We start from the raw sequence: 537 nt of genomic DNA on the forward strand, positions 1-537 counted from the left end.
GCTTTCGATTCAGGAATCGAGGTTTTCTATACCGGGTTTTGCGGCTGCGTCGTCCTCTTCTTAATTGTCGTCTTGAGGTTAATTTGTCTCGGATTTGTTGCCCGCGATGGGTCAATTCTGCTCCCCAGATGACGCGATTTCCTTGCACAATTGCAATTCCCGTCGTTTTAGAACCGGGGTCTATTTTTAACTGACAGTCATTAACTTCTCCTCTCTCTTGGTCAGCATTCCCTAGGTCGGGAAACCCGACCGGGATCTGACCGCCTTCTACATCGGGTAGAATGATCGTGAACGGAAACCGTTTAAACACTCTGGCTCGTCCACTTTTGAGTAGTTTTCTCGCTCTAGCGGGATGAGTTGGGTTTAAGGGTTTCTTGTTTTTGTCTAATACAAAGACCCGCATGGGTTAACTCCTATTACTAGGGTAAAGTGTGCCTCGACAATGTTATCTAGGCTTGTTAAGTACAACTCACTGGCTTAACTCTTAGACCTGTTTAAAGTTGTACGAAAGGGCTACAAACTGGCACGTATTCGTAG

The 537-nt window shown here is 46.0% G+C and carries 1 protein-coding gene; it reads right to left on the bottom strand.

Annotated features, from left to right (window positions below):
- The coding region (locus JUI58_RS00255) for an RRXRR domain-containing protein (protein WP_204101755.1) at positions 1-403 on the bottom strand (403 nt) is incomplete at its 3' end.
- Between the last annotated feature and the right edge of the window lie 134 nt (positions 404-537).

This window comes from Spirulina sp. CCY15215, from assembly GCF_016888125.1.
Classification (GTDB): domain Bacteria; phylum Cyanobacteriota; class Cyanobacteriia; order Cyanobacteriales; family Spirulinaceae; genus CCY15215.